Source organism: Terriglobia bacterium, assembly GCA_020072645.1.
GTDB lineage: Bacteria > Acidobacteriota > Terriglobia > Terriglobales > Acidobacteriaceae > Angelobacter.
Genome location: JAIQGK010000022.1, coordinates 12,208 through 32,490, shown reverse-complemented (window position 1 = coordinate 32,490; position 20,283 = coordinate 12,208). Strand labels below are relative to the sequence as shown.

The 20,283-nt window shown below is 54.0% G+C and carries 20 protein-coding genes and 1 riboswitch; of the genes, 3 read left to right on the top strand and 17 right to left on the bottom strand.

Features of this window, described 5'->3' with window-relative positions:
- Positions 1–305: 305 nt before the first annotated feature.
- The 10 genes from LAO76_24970 to LAO76_24925 all read right to left on the bottom strand — a co-directional run bounded on the left by LAO76_24970 (position 306) and on the right by LAO76_24925 (position 10,564).
- Positions 306–989, bottom strand: coding sequence for an energy transducer TonB (locus LAO76_24970; protein ID MBZ5494190.1), 684 nt, complete (start codon positions 987–989; stop codon positions 306–308).
- 134 nt (positions 990–1,123) lie between these two features.
- Complete coding sequence (locus LAO76_24965; protein ID MBZ5494189.1) at positions 1,124–1,894, bottom strand: copper homeostasis protein CutC; 771 nt, start codon at positions 1,892–1,894, stop codon at positions 1,124–1,126.
- Positions 1,888–3,999 (bottom strand): M13 family metallopeptidase, encoded by a 2,112-nt coding sequence (locus LAO76_24960; protein ID MBZ5494188.1) that lies wholly within the window; start codon positions 3,997–3,999, stop codon positions 1,888–1,890. The genes LAO76_24965 and LAO76_24960 overlap by 7 nt, the downstream gene beginning before the upstream one ends.
- 63 nt (positions 4,000–4,062) lie before the next feature.
- Entirely contained in the window at positions 4,063–5,451 is a 1,389-nt protein-coding gene (locus LAO76_24955) for an MBL fold metallo-hydrolase (protein MBZ5494187.1), read from the bottom strand.
- A 59-nt stretch (positions 5,452–5,510) separates the two neighbouring features.
- On the bottom strand, positions 5,511–6,737 hold the full coding sequence (locus LAO76_24950; protein MBZ5494186.1) for a sugar MFS transporter: 1,227 nt from the start codon (positions 6,735–6,737) through the stop codon (positions 5,511–5,513).
- Positions 6,738–7,005: 268 nt separating this feature from the next.
- The gene (locus LAO76_24945; protein ID MBZ5494185.1) at positions 7,006–7,791 is read right to left on the bottom strand and encodes an FHA domain-containing protein; all 786 of its coding nucleotides are present in this window, start codon (positions 7,789–7,791) and stop codon (positions 7,006–7,008) included.
- Positions 7,773–8,600, bottom strand: coding sequence for a Stp1/IreP family PP2C-type Ser/Thr phosphatase (locus tag LAO76_24940; GenBank protein MBZ5494184.1), 828 nt, complete (start codon positions 8,598–8,600; stop codon positions 7,773–7,775). Before LAO76_24940 ends, LAO76_24945 begins: the two co-directional genes overlap by 19 nt.
- 194 nt (positions 8,601–8,794) lie before the next feature.
- A complete protein-coding gene (gene moaA, locus LAO76_24935) occupies positions 8,795–9,784 on the bottom strand; it encodes a GTP 3',8-cyclase MoaA (GenBank protein MBZ5494183.1) in 990 nt (329 codons plus the stop codon).
- A gap of 68 nt (positions 9,785–9,852) precedes the next feature.
- Positions 9,853–9,993: riboswitch (molybdenum cofactor riboswitch) on the bottom strand.
- Between the two features lie 66 nt (positions 9,994–10,059).
- The gene (locus LAO76_24930) at positions 10,060–10,239 is read right to left on the bottom strand and encodes a hypothetical protein (protein ID MBZ5494182.1); all 180 of its coding nucleotides are present in this window, start codon (positions 10,237–10,239) and stop codon (positions 10,060–10,062) included.
- Positions 10,214–10,564 carry a GNAT family N-acetyltransferase gene (locus LAO76_24925; protein MBZ5494181.1) on the bottom strand — a complete coding sequence of 117 codons (351 nt, stop codon included), beginning with the start codon at positions 10,562–10,564 and terminating at the stop codon, positions 10,214–10,216. The genes LAO76_24930 and LAO76_24925 overlap by 26 nt, the downstream gene beginning before the upstream one ends.
- 116 nt (positions 10,565–10,680) lie before the next feature.
- Between LAO76_24925 and LAO76_24920 the strand changes: the two genes are divergently transcribed.
- The gene (locus LAO76_24920; protein ID MBZ5494180.1) at positions 10,681–11,742 is read left to right on the top strand and encodes a sel1 repeat family protein; all 1,062 of its coding nucleotides are present in this window, start codon (positions 10,681–10,683) and stop codon (positions 11,740–11,742) included.
- A 92-nt stretch (positions 11,743–11,834) separates the two neighbouring features.
- Here LAO76_24920 and LAO76_24915 read toward each other — a convergent pair whose 3' ends face one another.
- The 6 genes from LAO76_24915 to LAO76_24890 form a co-directional block, all read right to left on the bottom strand.
- On the bottom strand, positions 11,835–11,948 hold the full coding sequence (locus LAO76_24915; GenBank protein ID MBZ5494179.1) for a 4Fe-4S dicluster domain-containing protein: 114 nt from the start codon (positions 11,946–11,948) through the stop codon (positions 11,835–11,837).
- Between the two features lie 196 nt (positions 11,949–12,144).
- The gene (locus tag LAO76_24910) at positions 12,145–12,900 is read right to left on the bottom strand and encodes a hypothetical protein (protein ID MBZ5494178.1); all 756 of its coding nucleotides are present in this window, start codon (positions 12,898–12,900) and stop codon (positions 12,145–12,147) included.
- Positions 12,901–12,902: 2 nt separating this feature from the next.
- The gene (locus LAO76_24905; GenBank protein MBZ5494177.1) at positions 12,903–14,618 is read right to left on the bottom strand and encodes an electron transfer flavoprotein-ubiquinone oxidoreductase; all 1,716 of its coding nucleotides are present in this window, start codon (positions 14,616–14,618) and stop codon (positions 12,903–12,905) included.
- Between the two features lie 162 nt (positions 14,619–14,780).
- Positions 14,781–15,776, bottom strand: a complete 996-nt coding sequence (locus LAO76_24900) for an electron transfer flavoprotein subunit alpha/FixB family protein (GenBank protein ID MBZ5494176.1) — start codon at positions 15,774–15,776, stop codon at positions 14,781–14,783.
- Positions 15,777–16,022 carry a hypothetical protein gene (locus tag LAO76_24895; protein ID MBZ5494175.1) on the bottom strand — a complete coding sequence of 82 codons (246 nt, stop codon included), beginning with the start codon at positions 16,020–16,022 and terminating at the stop codon, positions 15,777–15,779.
- 30 nt (positions 16,023–16,052) lie between these two features.
- The gene (locus LAO76_24890) at positions 16,053–16,823 is read right to left on the bottom strand and encodes an electron transfer flavoprotein subunit beta/FixA family protein (GenBank protein ID MBZ5494174.1); all 771 of its coding nucleotides are present in this window, start codon (positions 16,821–16,823) and stop codon (positions 16,053–16,055) included.
- Positions 16,824–17,060: 237 nt separating this feature from the next.
- On the opposite strand from LAO76_24890, the gene LAO76_24885 reads away from it, so the two are divergent.
- The gene (locus LAO76_24885) at positions 17,061–17,249 is read left to right on the top strand and encodes a hypothetical protein (GenBank protein ID MBZ5494173.1); all 189 of its coding nucleotides are present in this window, start codon (positions 17,061–17,063) and stop codon (positions 17,247–17,249) included.
- Complete coding sequence (locus LAO76_24880) at positions 17,236–18,084, top strand: hypothetical protein (protein ID MBZ5494172.1); 849 nt, start codon at positions 17,236–17,238, stop codon at positions 18,082–18,084. The genes LAO76_24885 and LAO76_24880 overlap by 14 nt, the downstream gene beginning before the upstream one ends.
- 752 nt (positions 18,085–18,836) lie before the next feature.
- On the opposite strand, the gene LAO76_24875 is transcribed toward LAO76_24880, so the two are convergent.
- Positions 18,837–20,114, bottom strand: coding sequence for an alkaline phosphatase family protein (locus tag LAO76_24875; protein ID MBZ5494171.1), 1,278 nt, complete (start codon positions 20,112–20,114; stop codon positions 18,837–18,839).
- Positions 20,115–20,283: the final 169 nt, after the last annotated feature.

The following is a 20,283-nucleotide window of genomic DNA, read 5'->3' as shown; positions in this document are numbered from 1 at the left end:
TTTCAGAGAGTAAACTCCGGTTTAGAACCCAACCGAGGCTTCTCAAGCAGCAACGGCAATGCCCAATCAACAGCCCGCTGGTTAATCTGTCCCAGTTTAGGGTTATTCCGCTTAGACTTATCTCCTATGCATGCCAGCGTCAATAGCCTATTGAGCTCAGAACAAAGAGATAACCGGGCAATATTGAACAGATTGGCTTGTTTGCATCGCAATACAAAAAGACAATGTTTCGATCTAGGTAAGCATCGGTATACGATCCTTAAGCGGACTGGCAACTATCCCGAGTAAGAAGAACAGCCAACTGCCTAGCTGGGGAAGTGGAAGTGCACGTCATGTTTGGATGGAATCGCCACGCCGTTCCTTGTTGCCGGATGAAAGCGCCAGTCCCGCAAAACCGCGATCACGCGATCGTCAACGCCATGACCAAGACCTTGAAGAAGCCGTTCCTCTACTACAGCGCCCTGGGCATCAATCGTGATTTCCACGATTACGTCGCCCTGGATACCAGTCGGTAGCTCTGATCGGTAAATCTTGAGATCCTGGAAGGCCACAGGCAGAGCGGGCTTAACCTCATCACCACTTGCGAGCCCATCATAGGCCGAGCCATTTTGGGAACCGACTTCAGCCTGATTCGGAGTCTTATCTGCCTCTTCGACTACATTGATGCGTTTGCGAAGCCTGGTTTTTTGTGGCTTCTTGTGCACGGGAACCGGCAGCGAGAGAAGAGGCGGACTGCTTGAAGCGGCCAGCTGAAGATCATTCGGAACATATAATATGATCGATGATGGAGTCGCACTGCCGCCTTCGCCGCGCGCAATGAGAGCAGGCCTCACAAAAACAGGAAGCGTAGGCCAGCACAACACTATCACCACCAGTAAGTGGATTGCGGATGAAACCCAGACAGAGAAACTCCAACGGCGACGCCGAGCCCGCTCGCTCCGCGTCAGGGTATTCCATTCCTGCCGGTCCTGCTCGAAAGAAAGATCCATCGCCCCCGTCTGGTTAGACGGTAAGCCTATTTTAGTGTTATCAAGCGGACATTTAAAACCACAAAAGTACAGCCATTGTGGTGGCACAGGCGAAGAATTGGAGTATAAAAGCTCTATTTGGAAGCTTGTAAACTCTAGAGGCTATCAATAGCCGCCCTAAGTTCACGCACGCTGCTTTCTTTAACCACTTCATGCTGATATTCGCGGTTGGGGAGCGTACCCATCTCAATCTTCTGGTTACGATACTTCATGGTGCTGGTAACGGTGGTACCCAGGCCGGCATGGACCTCAGTGGCGTTGGAATACCCAAGCACTGCTTTCACATTTGCTATGGAGAGTTCGCCACAAACCATTACAGAAATTCGGCCTTCTGATTGTTGAACCAAATTCTTCAGGGTGGGCATTGCGTCCACGGCGCTCCTCTTGCTGCCGGAGGTCAAAACGCGGTCCGCTCCAACGTCCACCAGGTCTTCCAAGGCCTGCTCCAAATCGCATGACATATCGAAGGCGCGATGACATGTGACCTTAAGAGGATGGGCCATATCAATCAACTGCCGCATCCGGTCTTTATCCATCATGCCATGGGTATTCAGTAAGCCAAACACAACGCCGTTCGCGCCAAGCTGCTTTGCAATCAGAATGTCACGCTGCATGATGCCGAACTCATCAGGGCCATAGCAGAAATCACCACCGCGCGGCCGAATCATTACATGAAGACCGATAGCAATCGTCTTGCGCACGGCGGCAATCATGCCTGCGCTGGGCGTGATACCTCCTTCATAAAGGCCAGCACACAGTTCAACCCGATCAGCGCCGCCACGCTCTGAATTAACAGCAGACTCCACGGAGTCGATGCAGACTTCCAGCAATATCTTGCCGGGACGAATTTGTGGGTGGGCTACCACACGCGGCAACGATTCTCGCGGACCATGGGCTGCCCGGATTTGCAGCTGAACGCCTGCTGAAATTCCGGGATGTTCACCATGAGGCCATTCACGCGGTATTTGCCCGGAGAGTGCTCATTGGTGATGGCGCTGGCGCGCAGGTTTTCCGGACGCTGGTTTTCACAAGCCCATTGTGCGTAGCCGATAAAGAAACGCTGGTCCGGCGTAAAGCCATCACGGTTTTCCAGTTGTTTTCCCTTAGTGTCAGCCTTCCACGCCATATACGCCAGGATCAGCCCACCCAGGTCGGCAACGTCTTCACCTTCCGTGAGCTTGCTGTTGATCTTGATATCGTCCACGATCGTGTAACCGGCGTACTGGTCCACGATGCATTGCGCGCGCTTTTCAAATTGCGCACCATCTTCCTTGGTCCACCAGTCGCGCAGGTTGCCTTTGGCGTCAAATTGCCGACCCTGATCGTCAAAACCGTGCGTCAACTCATGGCCAATTGTGCCGCCAGTGTTGCCGTAGTTAGGCGCGTCATCCATCTTAGGGTCATACAGCGGCGGCTGCAGGACGCCCGCGGGAAAGTTGATGTCATTCATCTGCGGATTGTAGTAGGCATTTACCGTGGGCGGCGTCATGCCCCACTCGCCGCGATCCAGTGGTTTACCGATCTTTGCCAGCTGGCGATTCGACTCGAATATTGTGGCGCGATGCACGTTGCCCACAAAATCATCAGGCTTAACCTCAACTGAGCTGTAGTCGCGCCACTTGTCCGGGTAGCCGATTTTGTTCACCACAGAATGCAGCTTTTCCAGGGCCTGCTTCTTCGTTTCCGGGCCCATCCATGTGAGCTGCTTGATGTCATCTTCCATTGCCTGCTCAATCAGCTTCGTCATCTTCAGGGTGCTCTGTTTCGTTTCCTGGCTGAACGCTCGATTGACGAATTCTTGGCCCAGCGCTTCTCCTAATTGCTCATCCGTTAGGCGGACACAGCGCTTCCAGCGGGGGGCAATCTGCTCCACGCCTCGCAGTGTATGGGAGTAGAAGTCGAAATTCTGCTGCACGAATTTTGAAGAAAGATACGGCGCGTTGGCGCTAGCCACGTGCCAGCGAAGATATGTTTTTAAATCGTCTAGGCTGTTGCTTTGAATCTGGCGGTCCAACTCCTGATAGAACTTTGGCTCAGTCACGTTGAACGTGCTTACTTGATCAATGCCAGCCGTTTTGAGATAGGTGTTCCAGTCGAAATCTGGAGTGAGGGACTGGAGCTGCTTGCGATCCATTTTGTGGAACAAGTTGTGCGGGTCGCGCTGCTCCACGCGGGTGAGTGAAGCCTTGGCCAGAGCGGTTTCAATCTTCATGATGGTGGCAGCTTCGCGTTTTGCTGCGTCGGGAGAATCGCCCAGCAACTCCAGCATCTTCTGCACATGGACAAGATATTTTTGCCGGATTTCTTCTGACTTTGCTTCAGGCTTGGTGTAATAGTCGCGATCAGGCAGGCCCAGGCCGCCGGCGACGGCAAACGCGATGATCTGATTGGAATCGGAAAAATCCTGGTCAGATCCAAAGCCGAAGAACAAACCCTGAGTGGCATTGGCCAGATGCTCACGCCCCAGCAGCGCGGCCAGATCTTTCTTAGTCTTGAGGGCGGCGATTTCAGCGAGAGCCGGTTTCAGCGGCGTTGCGCCCAGCTTCTCCACTTCTGCCTCATTCATACAGGCGGAAAAGTAATCACCGATTTTTTGTTGCGTCGCATTGCGGCCGCTGGTCTTCTTCGCCAGATCGTCAAGGATGCCCCAGAGAAACCGCTGATTATTGACCGTGAGCTTGCCATAAACGCTCCAGGCCGCCTGATCTGCCGGGATGGGATTGTCCTTCATCCAGCCGCCGCAGGTGTATTGGTAAAAATCCACACACGGATCGGCTGACTTATCCATTGATGGAATATCGAGGCTGGGTATGTAAGGCAGTGCGGTGACCGGCTTATCGTCGATCACCGCCACTGGGTTAGCGACACCGGGCTTCTCTGGCTTTTGCCCAGGCTGGTCCTGCGCGGAACTTTGGATGAATACTGCGGATGAGAGCAGAAGTGTAGCGGATAGAAGTTTGTTTAGACGCATTCGGCAGTCCCTCAAAAGAATCGGGGTTAGTGTACAGGAAGTAGATTCATAACGTCGCCGTGATTAAACGCTTTCAGTCACGGGAACCTCTAGCGGCAGCCCGGCTTGCTTCCATGCGTCAAAGCCGCCGGAGACATTCATCACATTTTCAATTCCTGCGCGTAGCAGCAGGCTGCAGGCAACCATGCTGCGATATCCGCTCTGGCAATGGACAGCGACCGGCGCCGAGGGGTCTAGCTCCGGCGCGGAGATCTTGAAGTTATCGAGCGGGAACCATTCCGCACCTTCAATGTGGCCGGCATGCCACTCCGGTTCGCGCCGGACATCCAGCAACTGCAAACGTGAGTTCCGGCGCTGTGATAAGTCATGCACGGTGATCTGCGGCACTGCGGCCACTGGGAACCCAGCCTGCTTCCACGCGGAGATGCCGCCTTGCAGAAAGCCGCGCGGATCTTCAATACCTACGCGCGCAAGACGAAGCCGAGCTTCCTCATATTGCTCCGGCGTATCCGCAACCAGCACTGGCCGGGCGCTGAGACCAATGATGGCTCCAGCCCATGAAGCAAACTGACCTGACAATGCAATGTTGACCGAGCCGGGTACGTGCGCGGCGGCAAAATCCGCGTTGGGACGGACATCGAGTACGAACACGCCTTGTTGCAAAAGCTCGTGAAGCTCCGCTGCGGAAATCGGCGGAAGATCGCGCAATTCTGAAAGCGGAGTGGCTCCCGCGCGGTTGATCTGTGCGTCCTCAAGAAAGTATTCCGGACGCGAAGGGAGATTCTCTGTAAGCTGGCGGATGAACTCATCCCGTGACTTGATTTGAAGCGCGTAATTGGTCAGCCTTTCTGTTCCGATGGTCGATGACCGCTCGGCACGCATGTTGCGTCCACACAGCGAACCGGCTCCGTGTGCCGGATAGACCAGCACCTTGTCGCTCAACGTCATCAATTTGCCATGCAGGCTGTCATAAAGGTTTCCGGCTAGCTGCTGCGGCGTGTGTGTTTTGGAAAGATCAGGACGGCCTACATCGCCAATAAACAAGGTATCGCCCGTGAGAACTGCCCACGGATCCCGAGACTTCTCTTCATCGGTAACAATCAGACTAATGCCTTCAGGAGTGTGTCCCGGGGTTTCCAGGGCGGCAATACGCAGCTTGCCGACTTGGACTTCTGATCCGTCATGCAACGCTACATGCGGGAATGTTGCGCCGGCCTGTGCGCCAATATAAATTTTCGCGCCTGTACGCTTGGCCAGTTCGAGATGGCCGGAGACGAAGTCGGCATGGAGATGAGTTTCAAAAACGTGGCGGATTTTAAGGCGCTGCTGCTCCGCTGCCTTCAGGTAAATCTCCACGTCGCGCTGCGGATCCACGACCGCCGCTTCGCCTTGAGATCCCAGCATGTAAGAGGCATGCGCCAGGCATCCAAGATAAAATTGCTCAAAATACATCTACACTCCTTGCAGGCGATCTGCCCGCCGGTACGTGCTGCTCTCATCATAATCTGAAATCATGCCGGTTGCTGGCGCGGTGCAGAAGCTCCCTTGATCGCATAGAAAATAATGTAAGCGTAGCAAAGCACCGGCAGGATAAATGCATGGTGAATTCCGATGTGATCGGCCAGAAAACCCTGGAGTTCAGGAATCACGGCGCCACCGACTATCGCCGCGACCAGCAGCCCCGATCCTTTTCCCGTGAGCGGACCAAGTCCGGCAATGGCCAGAGTAAAAATACTGGGGAACATAATGGAATTGAACAGACCGACAAGAATGAGCGTCCACATGGCGAAGTGGCCGAAAGTGAGCATGGAAACGGTAACCATCAGCGCGGCAACGATGGCATTGAACGCCAGCAATCCCTGAGTTCTAAATCTTTGCAGCAATGCTGAGCCAACAAATCGCCCGATCATTGCGCCACCCCAGTAATATTGCAGGTAACCGGCGGCGTCTTTCAATGAAAGGCCGCCAATTTCCTTCTGGTTAAAGTAGTTGGTCATCAGACTGCCGATCGAGACTTCCGCGCCCACGTAAACGAAGATTCCAACTGCACCCAGCACGAGCCGACGATGGCTCCAGATACTGCCTGTCGCATGGCCATGCGCTTCCGCATATTCAATGACAGGCAGCTTGAACCATGCGACCGTCCCCGCAAGCAGAATGAGCGCTATGGCAAGTCCGATATATGGTCCTTTGACAGAGGCGGCTTGCTGTACCCGGTAGCTATGCAGTTGGTCGGCGCTCATGGCCCGCACCGCTTCAATGCTTGCCGGCGCCAGCGCTGCGCCAACGATCAGCCAGCTTCCAAATCTTGGGGCAATCGTGGTTCCCAGCGAATTAAAAGCCTGCGTCAAATTCAAGCGGCTGGAGGCAGTGCGCGGCGGACCAAGAATTGCCACGTATGGATTGGCGGAAGTTTGCAAGATGGTCATTCCCGCCGCCAGCACAATTAAAGCCGTAAGAAACAGCGGGAATGATGGGATTGACGCTGCTGGAACAAACATGAGAGCGCCTGTGGCCATGGTGAGAAGGCCTGTCACCATGGACCGCTTGTAGCCGATCCACTCAACGATTTTGCCCGACGGCATGGAGAACAGGAAATAAGAAGAAAAGAAAGCAAACTGCACCAGCATGACTTCTGTGTAATTGAGGTCAAAGATGTTTTTTAGGTGCGGGATCAGGATGTCATTCAGGCAGGTAAGGAAACCCCAGGCAAAAAACAGCGTTGAGACCATTGCCATGGCCCGGCGATCGGTTTCTTCAGGAGCGTGACCAAGCAGAGCGGTGACGGAATCGGATTGGCTGAGGATTGCGATGTGGCAAGACCCGTAGGAAAATGAATGCCGCTCTGTAAAGGATAACAGCGGCCCAGCCCCCTTTTGGGATGGTGAAAATCGTCATCGGCAAGGCCCTAGACTTTCCGTCCAGTCGTTTGGCGGGAACACAGAAGCACGGGATGACCGCACACTGGTGGCGCTGGAAAGAATCAGATAGCTGCTTCAGAAAGGCTCAATCCTGAAAGCTGAAGGCGGCTTTCACTTTTCCTACTTCAATCACGTCCCCGGCATTCAACTCGCGCTGGGTGACAACTTCTTCGCCGTTGATCTTGACCTTGGCCTTGCTCTCTGATGGCGATATGAAATATTTGTTATCGCGCTTGCTGATCAGAGCGGCCGTGGTGGGCGCAAAAAAGCCTTTCAGCTTGATGGATGCCATGCTTGACTTGCCGATCATGGTCATCTTGCCGGTAAGAACGTACTTCTCCTGGTCAGTCTTCCCTTCCAGAATGCTGAGCATGCCGAGGCGATCTTTGGCGGCAACAAATGGATCCGCCATCCACGCGGGACGCGAAATTCCCAACGGACCTGAGCCTGCCGAGGGAGCGTTCTTATCGGCAAGCTTTTCACGGGCCTGCTTGGTATCCAGCATCATAGTGGCCTCAAGCTTTGGCGCGGATGGACCAGCCTTGGCGGCAGCGGCAACGGCGAAATTTGGCACTGCGCTTTCATGCTTGAACTCCACCAAATGTTTGCCGATCTTGACCTGGTCGCCATTTTTCAGCGTAGCTTTACCCACGCGTTCATTGTTGACGAACGTTCCATTGAGCGATCCAAGGTCCTCCACAATGTAGTGGTCTTTTTCCCACGTGATGCGGGCATGGTGGCCGGAAACGGCAAGATTGTCTATCTGCACGCTGTTGTCTGGCAGGCGACCAATGGTAGTTGCCGCCTGCGACAGAAAGACCTCTTTTAGTACCTGACCGTTCTGCTCAAATTTCAAATAGAGTTTTGCCATTGCTGGCCTCCGAAGAATAGCTTTCCCAAAAGTTTTTGATACCAGGGCCGATCGACAATCCGCACCAGCAAGCAAGTAATGTTGTCATCGCCACCGCATTCCCTGGCCTTCCTTACCAATTCACCGCAGGCCTGTTGCAGGCTGCGTGGACCTTGGACGATCTTTAAAATGTCGTCATCGGGCACATAACGCGTGAGGCCGTCTGACGCCATTACCAGAACGTCTCCGGGGAGCGCGACAAGGTCTTCTATATCGGCCTCAACCACTTCTTCTGAGCCCAGCGCGCGCAGGATGATGTTCTGCATTTCTGACTGCTGTGCCTGTTCCAAAGTGATGTAACCGCGGCGTACCTGTTCCATGACCAGCGAATGGTCCTGCGTGAGCTGTTGAATTGTGCCCTGACGAACAAGGTAAATTCTGCTGTCGCCAACGTTGGCGATGGCCAGCGAGTTTCCCCGCACCAGAGCCGCAACCATGGTTGAACCCATGCCATTGCGTCCATTGTGTTGCTGCCCTGCTTGAAAAATTGTCTTGTTTGCCAGTTGGATTGCATTCGCCAGGCTCTGCGCTCCGGAAGAACCGTTTTGTCCATTCGGTGATTGCTTGGCTGCGCCTTGAGTCTGGTTTCGGAAATAGTCCAGAAGAATATCCACGCCCATCTTGCTGGCGACTTCGCCGGCAGCCTGTCCGCCCATGCCGTCACAGACCACAAAAATGCCATAGCGCGAATCGAAGCCAAAATTGTCTTCGTTGTTCGTGCGCACGCACCCGACGTCGGTTTTGCCGGCAACTTCCACCGCAAGCGCCATATGTGGGTCCCGTGTCTGAACCGCTGAACTTCCTATAATTGTCCCGTTCGAAACCATTATCCTGTTTTCAAAACGATCTGTGGGGGAATTCAATATTGCTGGAGGAGATTCGTGTATTCAACTTTCCGGGGGAAGTTGGAGCGAATCTTACTAATGTTATGTGTGGGTTGCAAGTTACCGAGAGGTAGGCACGCTTAGCCGCCAATGTGGACCATGCTACGCGAAGGCTTGATAAATCCAGCTTCTCCAATGTGATGGCGGGCTTCCTTCTGGTCGACCACTGACCGAACGTAATCAGTTAATTCACTGTCAGTTGCGCCGCGATACATTCTCCCTGCCATGTCATGGTCAAGCAGGGAAAAAAGGCAAGTGCGAATCTTGCCGTCTGACGTGAGCCGTACACGCGAGCAGTGTCCGCAGAAGGGATGAGACACGGGCGCAATAATCCCGATTTCACCTTTGCCATCGTCAAAGGTATAACGACGAGCGGTCTCGCTGAGCTCGTTAGGTAGCTGGCGTACAGGACGAAATTCGTTGAGTTTTTCCAGAATTTCATCCATGGGAACCACCACGTCAGGGGACCAGACGCGATCTTCTTCCAGCGGCATGAATTCGATAAAACGAACGACTACGCCTTCTTCCCTCGAGAAGCGAGCGAATTCTACGATCTGATCTTCATTGAATCCGCGCAGAAGGACGCAGTTGACCTTGACCGGTTCCAGCCCAGCGCGTTTGGCAGCGCGGATGCCGGCCAGTACACTGGTATAACCATTGGGAACGCGGGTAATGCGGGCAAATTTTTCAGCATCGACGGCGTCCATGCTGATGGTGGCGCGACGCAGCCCTGCGTCTTTGAGCGGTTGAGCGAGTTCGGCCAGCAGGTGACCGTTGGTCGTGATTGCCAGATCGGGCCTCTCACCATTGAGCGTGCGCAACTGGGCGAGATCACGGACAAAATCCACCAGGCCGTTGCGCAGCAGAGGTTCGCCACCGGTAAGCCTTACTTTTTCTATGCCGGACTCAACGAAGATCCGCACCAAACGCAAGTAGTCAACAAAAGGGAGCTCAGAATACTGCGCGCCTTCATTGCCGGTACGGCAGTAGACGCATTTGTAATTGCAGCGATCAGTGATGCTGACGCGGAGGTCAGTGATAAAGCGCCCGTGTTTGTCCTGAAGCCGCATATACGTTTGTCGCCAGTCGATTGCAGGAGCAGCGCTGATTGCGGGAAATGAAAAAGGAGGGAAATACGCCGAAGCGTGTTTCGGTTCCTTTCCAAACGGGAGGCCCGTGCGTTTCCACGACAGACCCTCGTCCTTGCATTCTCAGCAAGGAGCCGCCACGTCCCGCCGGGTATTCCTTAGGCCGGATGTGGTCGGAACCTATCTATTTATTATAGAGAGGAAGCGGAGTGCGTGCACCTTAATTGTTTTGGCCCTAATTGAGGACAGAAACACCTTTAAAGCCAGAGCACCATCAGGACGTCATCCACATACTCGTCGCCGATTTTCAGTGAGTGCGGCTCAACCCCATAGCTCTTGAATCCCACAGACTCATAAAGACGCTGCGCCGGCAGCCTGGCGGAAGCAACAAGCGTGATCTGCTCGATGCCGTCAATTTCGCCGTGCGCGGCGAACAATTTCTTTCATCAAGGCGGTCCCGACGCCTTTGCCACGCGATTCGGGCCGCACATAAACGCCCCAGATGTGGCCTTTGTGGCGCTCTTTCAGATGATGGAAACGATAGAATCCCGCGGTTCCGGTAATCGTGCCATCCTCAAAGCTGCCGACCACGAAATTGTGCGCTGGATTGCCCGCGCTCAGTCGCCTACGCGCGGTTTCCACAGAGGTGTTCTCATGCTCTTCCGCCGAATCGGCAAACGCAGATGGATCGTTGCGCAGCCCTTCGATGCGCAGCTGCCACCAGATTTCAGCATCGGCGGAGGTAATCAGGCGGATTTCCATTATGGATTCATTTTCGCAAAAACGGCAGATGGCTTGGGCACACCTAATTATGTCAGGCCGCCCGCCCTGCTTGTTTATCTTGTTCCGTTGTGCCCAATATAGTAAAACTAACCGCGATGAAAGCTATCGTCTCCCTATTCTTGATGCTCATCGTTGCTGTTCTGACCGCCTACGGACAGGGCACGATCGCTTCCGTGGCTGCGCTAACCCAGCGGGCAGAAGCTGGCGAGGCCCAGGCGCAGGTCGAACTCGGGCGCGCCTACGAAGATGGAAAGGACGTGCCGCAGGATTATGCCAAGGCGGTCGAGTGGTTCCGCAAGTCCGCGGAACAGGGCAATGCGCAGGCGCAAAACAGCCTGGGCGTGATGTACGCGCAGGGCCGGGGCGTGCAAGGAGACAGGGAAGAAGCAATACGCTGGTATCGGAAGGCCGCGAAACAGAACTCGCCTGAAGCCATTTATAACATTGCCATCTCTTATTACAACGGAGAAGGTGTTGAAGCAAACCTCAACGATGCCGCCACATGGATGATGGTGGCGTCACGCAAAGGCGACGCCCAAGCCACAGAGGCGCTGAAGCAAATCATTCAGGAATTGCATCAGCGTATGAACATCAGCAAATTCCAACTGGCGCAGTTGTATAACAAAGGCGACGAGATCCCGCAGGACCTGCCGGGGGCGGTGAGCTTATACCGGGAGCTTGCCGAGCAGGAGGATGAGATGTGGTACAACGAACGTTCGCGTTACCAGTTGTGCCAGCTCTATGCCACGGGAAAAGGCGTGCCGCAGGACTATGCCAAGGCAAAATCGTGGTGCAAGAAATCCCGGACGGATTTTTCCTATATGGTACTGGGACGTATGGCCGAGCAAGGGCTGGGACAGTCAAAAAACCTGCGCGAAGCCCTGGGGTATTACAAGGAAGCCGCTTTCCGGGCAGTTCCCGACGGCTACATGGATACGGCACGGCTGGAATTGGCGTCCGGGGCCCACGATGCGCAGAAAAACGCTTATTTCTGGTATCTCATCGCGATCAAGCGCAAGGTACCGGGCGCGGAAGAAAAGTTGCGCGAGGTTGCCACCCATCTCACGGAAAAAGAAATCACAAAGCAGCAACAACAGGCTACCGCATGGCTCAGAATGAGAGATGCGGAGCGGTTCGAGAATTTGAAAAAACATTGAGAGCCGCAGCCATCGACTTAGCTCTTAACTTTAGCTAAAGCAGTGTTATCTAAGATCAAAAGCTAATGGCTAAGAGCTAAAGGCTTCTTTTCTTACATGCCATCGTAATTCGGGCCGCCACCGCCTTCGGGTGGAACACAGGTGATGATCTCGTGCATCAGCGCCTTTCGTATACCTTCCGCGCTGGCCCGGGCTGACGTAAGCACCTTTCACGTGTTCTTTGTAATGTTCTTTGTTATTTGGGCGTCGAGAGAAACCGGCTGTGCCAATGAAATTGCCGTCTTCAAATGCGCCTGCCGCGAAGTTTCCCGCGAGATCGCCAGCGGCAAAGCACATGCTCTCAGTCTCGACTGTGGTCTTCGCGTGCTCTCCTGGTCCAAACCAGAAATTCAACTCCGGATTTCAAACCAATAGAGTTCGGTTGACACCTTTTCCGAAACGGTTCCGTACTGTGGAATTATGGTACTTTTGCAACCATTTAAATTTGCGTACAACATCGCGGTTCAATCGGTATCGAATAAGCCCTTCCGCTATTAGATCAGCATGCGTCCGAATAAATCGGGGATAGTGAACCTCCGGAGTGTCCATCTCGCTCTCGATCGAGCGAAGATAGTCTATAAAAAGCTTACCGTCCTCGTCTTTGCATAAAAGATTCATTACACCTTTGTGCTCCTCTGTATAATCGTGAACCCAAAGAGCGGGATTCATCCGCAGGTGCTTAAACACCGCTGGATCGACGATTATTCTTGGACTGGACGCTCTCTGTTCCGTTTCGTAGGCGCTAACCAGACCTGGACCATATACAACTCCCCAACTTTTCACTATTTCCCCTATAGACACCGCACCACGCACAATTATTTTTTCGAGGATTAGTAAGTATTGGACGTGTACCAGCGCGAGTAGCTCCCAAAAAAGATTGCCCCTGCTATGCTCACTTTTAGGGTTAATAACTGGAGTTATTCGGATCGCTGTATCGGAAAAGTTGAAGAATTTCATTCCATGATATCGAGACTCTTCTTTGTCTGGCTTTGTTCTCTCCTTGAGCTTTCGGACTACTCTTGAAATCTCCCCAGCGCTTTTCGTCTCAATCAAATTTCGAAAGCCCAGGATATCGATATAGCTAATAACAGCAAGGTCGTAACGAACTTTCTTGCCCACGATCACATCCCATCATAATTCGGGCCGCCGCCACCCTCCGGCGGAACCCAGGTGATGATTTCGTAAGGGTCCATGATGTCGCAGGTCTTGCAGTGCACGCAGTTCGAAGGATTCAGATGGATCACTTTGCCCTTAGGGGCTGAAGCGTCTTCTTCCATTTCATAAACATTGGCGGGGCAGAAATTCTGGCAAGGGTTGCCGAACTCCGTGACACAACGCGTGTTGCAAATATTGGTGTCATGGATGATCAGATGCGACGGCTGATCTTCTTCATGCTTAGTGCCGGAGTGGTAGAGATCGGTAAGTTTGTCGAAAGTAAGCTTGCCGTCACCCTTGGCTTTGCCGAGCAGATGAGCGCGATTGCCGCCGTCGGCCGGAAGCTGGTCAAGATGCTTCATGCGCGTGTGGCCGGCGTGCGCGGGATAAACCTCATGCAGGCCGCGTCCGCCGGTGAGCTGCTGCAAGGCCGTGTGCATCATGCCGGAGACCAGACCATTCTCAAAGCCCTGATGGAAGTTACGCACTTCCCATAGCTCGTCTTTGATCCAGCTTGAGTCAACGCTCTCTTTGTAGTGGCTGAGCTGGGCCGCGCTGAAATTGTTGCGGAGCAGCGCGTCGAATGCGGTTTCCGCGGCGAGCATGCCGCTCTTGATGGCCAGGTGAATGCCTTTGAGACGCTGCGAGTTCAGGAAGCTGGCGGAGTCGCCGACGATCATCCAGCCATTACCGGCCAGAGGCGGCATGGAGAGCCATCCGCCATAGGGGAAAGTCTTTGCGCCATAGCGGATCATCTTGCCGCCACGCAGCAGGCTCGCGATGAGAGGATGCTGTTTGAAATCCTGCAGAACGCGCTGGGGATCTAGACGCGGGTCCTGATAGTCGAGGCTGGTAACGTAGCCGAGCGAGACGATGTTGTCTTTCGATCCGTACAGCCAGCCGCCGCCGTATTCTTTGGTGGTGAGCGGCCAGCCCGTGGCGTAAATGACCTGGCCTTTTTTGATTGCGCCGGAAGGCACTTCCCACAGCTCTTTCACGCCAATGCCGTAAACCTGCGGGTTCAGACCTTTCTGCAAATCGTATTTGGCGACGAGTTGCTTGGTCAGCGATCCGCGCGGGCCTTCCGCCAGCACCGTAATCTTGGACTTCACGTCATAGCCGGGCTCGAAGTTGGATTTCTTCTGGTTGTGCTTGTCCACGCCTTTATCATCCGTGCGAATGCCGATGACGTGATCGCCCTCAGTAAGAAGTTCTGATCCAGCAAAGCCGGTGAAGACGGTGATGCCGGCCTGCTCAACTTTTTCTCCCAGCCATTTCACAAAGCGGTTGATGGAGATCACGTAGTTGCCATGGTCCTGCAAGGGCGGCGGCGTTAGGGGCAGGCGGTGCTCGCCTTTTTCCGTAAGGAAGTAAACGTCTTCATGCGTGACTTCAGCATCGAGCGGCGCTTCACTGCGCCAGCCGGGAAGAAGCTCGTTCATGGAGCGGGGATCAAGCAGCGCGCCGGAAAGCGAGTGCTGGCCGAGCTCACGGGCCTTCTCCACCACATTAATGTTTTCCTTGCTCAGCGGCGCTTCAGGATTGCGGCGGTTATGGCGATCGATCAACTGCGAAAGACGCAGCGCGCAGGCGAGGCCAGCGGGGCCGCCGCCAACAATGGTTACGTCCGATTCCATCTGCGGACGCTCGACGTTCTCTAGAGGTTTACGGAAGTAAATCATCGTTACCCTTAATTGCGATCAAAATCTTCACCGCAAAGGACGCGAAGAGCGCAAAGGAAGAAAGTCGCAGGTAGACCTTGGATGTTGACAACTCGACGCGCAATTCGCTGAGAACTGAAAACCAGATTTCCTTCGCGTCCTTGGCGCACTTTGCGGTGAATCCTATCCACCAGCTTTGGCTTTCTTCACTTCTTCAGTCAGCGCGGGCAGAATGTCAAACAGGTTTCCCACAACGCCGAAGTCGGCGATTTCAAAGATGGGCGCTTCAGCATCTTTATTAATAGCGATGATGCTGCGCGATCCTTTCATCCCGACAATGTGCTGAATGGCGCCACTGATGCCGACAGCAAGATAGAGTTTGGGAGAAACGGTCTGGCCGGAGCTGCCAATCTGGCGGTCCATGGGGAGCCAGCCGGAGTCGCAGATGGGACGCGACGCGGCAATCTCGCCGCCGAGAGCATCTGCCAGAGCTTTGGCCAGTTCGATGTTTTTCTGCTCTTTGATTCCGCGACCGACAGAAACAATGATCTCTGCCTGCGTGAGATCGACGGCCTGCTTGGCTTCTTTGAAAGGATCTTCAGGCTGGTTGCGCTGGACACCATCGGCAATATTGGCGTTTACGGTTTCAACCGGAGCGGCGGATGCGCCGGCTTCAGCTTTGTCGCCACGGAACGCGCCGGCCTGGAAGGTAACAAAATGCGGCGCGGGGCACGCAAAAGAAACGTCGGCGGCAAATTTGCCCTGGAACATCTGGCGGGTAAAGACCAGCTTGTCACCATCTTTACGGAAGCCGATGGCGTCACTGATGAGTGTGCGCTGCAATGCGGTAGCCAGTTGCGGAGCAAAGTCGCGCACCTGATAGGTGTGCGGCATCAGCACCAGCGTGGGTTTCTTCTGATTGATGAAGTCTTTGAGCGCCGCAACGACGCCATCGGGTTCATACTTGGCCAGTTTGGGCGAATCGATGACGGTTACTTTGGCCAGTTTTTTCGCAGCAATTTCGGTGGCAATGCCGGCGATGCCGCTGCCAAAGAGCGCGGCTTCAACCGTCGCTCCGATTTCAGCGGCGATGGCCTGCGCAGCCGCAATCGTCTCCATGGAAACGCGGTTCAGCTTGCCTTCACGTTGTTCAGCAATTACAAGAATTGTGTCTGCCATCTAGTTTATTTGCCGTTTCTTTTTGATAAATCCAAGGATGAGTAAACCCAGAGCAATGACTACATCGGCGGCGAAGAGGCCCTCCATGAGGCCGCCGCCGGCGCGGATGTCCCAGCTGACGTATAGCATCCAGCCGACACCTGCAATGAGCATGATGAGGCCCAATACCAAAAACGTTGAACCCGTTTCATGTTCGGTTATTGGCTTATAATCTCCGCCTTCAGGGTCATATTCCATGCGTTCCATGGGGCGCTCCTTAAAACGAAATTTGCCGGATCAGATTACGCGCACGTCGTTCCGCAGCTTGTCCACCAGCTTTTTGGCGATCTCGCCCGGCGAACCTTCAAGCATCTCAGTCTTCTTGGTTTTCTGCGGCACGTAAAGCTTTTCAATCTTCTGCAGATTGTCACCCAGCGCGGACTTTACTTCGTCCATGGTGACTTTGCGCAGCGGCTTGTTCTTGGCCTGCTTGATGCCCAGCAGCGTGGCATAACGCAGCTTGTTGATGCCGGATTGAATGGTCAGCACCGCCGGGAGCGGCATGCTTACATGCTGGAAGAAGCCGGATTCAAGCTCGCGCTTGACCTTGATGCCGCTATCCGATTTCTGGATTTCCATGATGATGGTGGCGTGCGGCCAGCCCAGAAGCTCCGCCATGATCACGCCGGTCTGGGCATAGCCGTAGTCGTCCGATTGCAGGCCGGTAAAGATGAGATCGAATTTTTCATCTTTAATGGCGGCGACGAAGGCCTTGGCCATGTTGAATGCGTCCAGGCCGACAAAGCCGTTGTCTTCAAGATGAATGGCGCGGTCCGCGCCCTTGGCAAGGCCTTCCCTGAGCACCTGTTGCGAACGCGCAGGCCCGGCGGTGATAACCACAACTTCGCCGGTGTGCTTTTCCTTTTGCCGCAACGCTTCTTCCAGGGCGAAAGCGTCCGGCTCGTTGACTTCATAAGAAACGTCGTCGCGGATCCATGTGCCGCTTTCATTCAGTTTGAGTGGCGCGTCTTTTTGCGGGACCTGCTTCATGCAGACCAGAATCTTCATATTCAGTGTGTTCCTGTTCAACAGCTTAGATGCGAGTTGAAGGCGGTTTGTCAGCAGCGCCGCCGTCGGTTTGCGAAACCAGCAAGTATAAATGAGAGCGGGCTGTTGGGACAGCGGGGCGGGCCCGGCGCATGACACTGCAATGAAAAATTCGTAGCTATAATCGATGAGCGGCGAAGCTGATGCTTGACTGGTGCATGTATTGCTCGGGGCCAGGCCTTCGCTACGGAGTGCCCTATGAGCAAGGTCTTTATTAGCCATGCAGTTGCGGACAAGACATTAGCGGACACAATTCAAACACTGATCGAAACAGGAATTGGTTTAGGACATCATGAAGTCTTTTGCACTTCGCTCGAAGGACTCGGCATCCCTGAGGGCACGCCCGATTTCAAGGGAGTTTATCAGAGCCAAAATGCTTACCTGTAACACCGTTATTGCTTTAATCTCAGAAAACTATTACTCCAGCGCCTTTTGCATGTGTGAGTTGGGTGCCGTCTGGGTTCTTGCGAAGAATTTCTTCCCCATCTTGATTCCTCCTGTTGATTTTAAGGATTTGCGGGGCGCGCTAACGGGCATGCAATGCCGCAAGCTCACTGATCCTGCAACCGCGAGCGCTTTATATACAAGACTATCCCCATTGGTCGATCATCCGGTTCCGATCGAGCGTTGGGACCTGAAGAAGGAGGTCTTCTACAAGAATTTGGCTTCTGTGCTCGACGGCCTTCCGAAGCCCAAAGTGGTCAAGATAGAAGAGATGCACAGGGTAGAGAAAGAGCGCGATGCAGCGAAAGCCCTTAATATCGAGCTTGAAGAAGAGAGCAGCAAGAAAGATCTTGAGTTGAAGCGCCTTTACGCTGCTAAAGATGCTAAAGAAGTATCTGACATTCGCAAGGAATTTTCGTCTGAATGGGAGCAGTATCAGGATTTGGTGGACGCATGTTCTCAAGCACTGGGCCGGGTGCGCGCTGTGATCAGAGAAGCGTTGTTTTATTGGACACGGGGGGAGTACTTTGTCCCGAATGCAGATTGGTTCGATGCTGTAGAGAAAGCAAGGGAGAATGAGGAACTAGTTGAAGCACATTCAGGTAATTTCGATCCAAATGAAGAGCGGCCAGCTATAAGAAACGCGATGGACGCGATTAACGGCTTAAGGGACTTTCTAAGTGAAAGTTCGCCTGAATTGCACAAAATGGTGCAATCAAAGATAGGAGATACCGCCGATATCCGACGTCGCGGCTATTGGGAGGCGCAATTACTCTAACGCAAGTGCTCAGCCGCGGCGGAAATGAAGAACGCAGAGATCGTCAATTCTTTAGGATCTCTGCGCAGATAAGAGTTTTCACTTTGAGTTACTGATCCTTACCCTCTTCATGCAGCCCTCTGGAGAATGCGCCGTAATCGAACAAGTCAGACAGGTCGATGACGCTGGCTGCATCACCCAGGAACGGGCCGCCGGTGCGGAAGATTTCCTGCATGGTACGCAGGTCAGAAGAATGGGTGGCGCCGGATTCTCAGTCATACGAATTAGGCCAATGTCCTTATTCGCTATTGATTCGCTACAAAGAATCAGCTATCTTGCGGCAGCGCCGAAGTGCGCATGGTCTTTGAAAATCTAGCAGTCAGCACTCAGCCGTCAGCCAAACCTGGGGAAGTTCTTGCGACCCTCTGCCGGTTGGGGTTTGGGTTTGGGTTTGGGTTTGGGTTTGGGTTTGGGTTTGGGTTTGGGTTTGGGTGGCCCTTGGGTGGCCCAAGCGTGGCCCAAGGATCGCCCAAGCGTGGCCCAAGCGTCGAATGGCGGAAGCCTTTTGTTTGCAACAAAAACTCGAAAAAGGAGGGGGGAGGGGCGAAAATCGCCGGGATCGCCGACATCGCACGGAATCGCCGTGATCGGAAAACCCAAAAATCTCACCACGGGTCAGCGAGACACGGAGAAGAGCCAACGTCGGTAAAGCAAAAATCCCTACCGGCTGTAGAACCGATAGGGATCTCTCGCTTCGCTTCGAGATCAAACTGCTAGTCTCTTCCGCAAGTACCGTTACCCCTGTCGCCATCATTGCCGCCGCGTTGGGGGATTGCGCCTTCTGCAAACAGGCTGGAAAGATCGTTAGCGTGTACGGCATCACCCAGGAAGAACGGGTTGGTCACGTGAAAGATTTCCTGCATGCTGCGCAGATCGGACGAGTGAGTGAGGAACACGTCACTGGCAAAGGGAGAGCCGCCCACATTGGGGTGAGCCAGGGGAGAAATGACGATCTCGGGCACTGTGTGCGTCAGGTCGTCCGGGTTGTCGCCGGGGACGCCGTCCTGCTCGGACTCGTCCCACCACAGGATGATCGCGCCGTGGTCCTGGTAGACCTTTGAAGCCATGATCACGGGAATGACCTGCTGCAGGAAAAAGTCGCCCTGCAGGATCTTTGCCGGATCGCCGGTCAGCCCTTTGAAGCCAGAGGCCAAGGTGGTGTGTTGATCATTGAACTGGTCCGGGCTGATGAAGTTGTATTGGGCTACGTTGTTGCTGGCCAGATCGACGAACAACTGCTGCAGGGGAGCAAAGTTCAGGCGCTTTGGATTGGCGGTGGTGGTATCGTTGCCGCCGCTGCTATCAGTAAAAAAGGCCATGGGATTGTGCTTGACTGCGTAATTGAACTGCGTCGAGCCGTTGAATTCATTGACGCCGTTGACAAAGTTTCCGGAGAGGCTTTTGACCGGCGAAGTCCATTGACTCTGGGGCAGAACGATGTTGTCGAAGGAGCTTCCGTCCGGGACCAGGTCAATGTCTTCCTGATACGACTTCCAGCTCACCCCGCATTGGTCAAACAGACGCGTAAGGTGCAGTTGATTGTCCTGATTGCTGATCTGTCCCGTGCCACTCGCGGGAGAAAAGGGATCATTGTCATTGAAGACGCCAAAGTTCGTGCCGGCTTCCGCCCAGAGATAGTTGGGCTCAGATGGGTGAATGTGGGGATTGGCCCCGGCCGCGATAGCCAGAACGTTGCGATAGTTCGTGGCAAAAGACGTCTGCTCACTGATATTGACCTGGCGGCCATTAATGACGGCAGTCGCATTTCCGTTCACCAGGCTGTTGATGAACGGCGCAGCCGGGTTCTGAAAGATCTGCTGGATATTGCCGCTGAACTGGTTGGCGGGCTGGGTCCAATTGTGATTTTCCATGGCGATCACGAAAACGGTCTTGATTCCGTCTTTGCCATCTTCCGCGCCGGCAGCCAAGTGGCCGACGGTGAACAACAGGGCAAATGCGCCCAGCATGCCGAAACGTTTGACGTGCGACATTGATAGCTCCAGATATTTAGGATTGGCGGCGTGCGCTGGCTGGCGATCAGTTGAGCGTGATCGGGGGGACCATCGCGCCACGGTTCAAGGGATAGCAGGGCTGTGTGGAAGTACGGTGAAGAGAATGTTACTTTTCGATGAAAGGACCTTTAGACCTTCTCATCTCTTT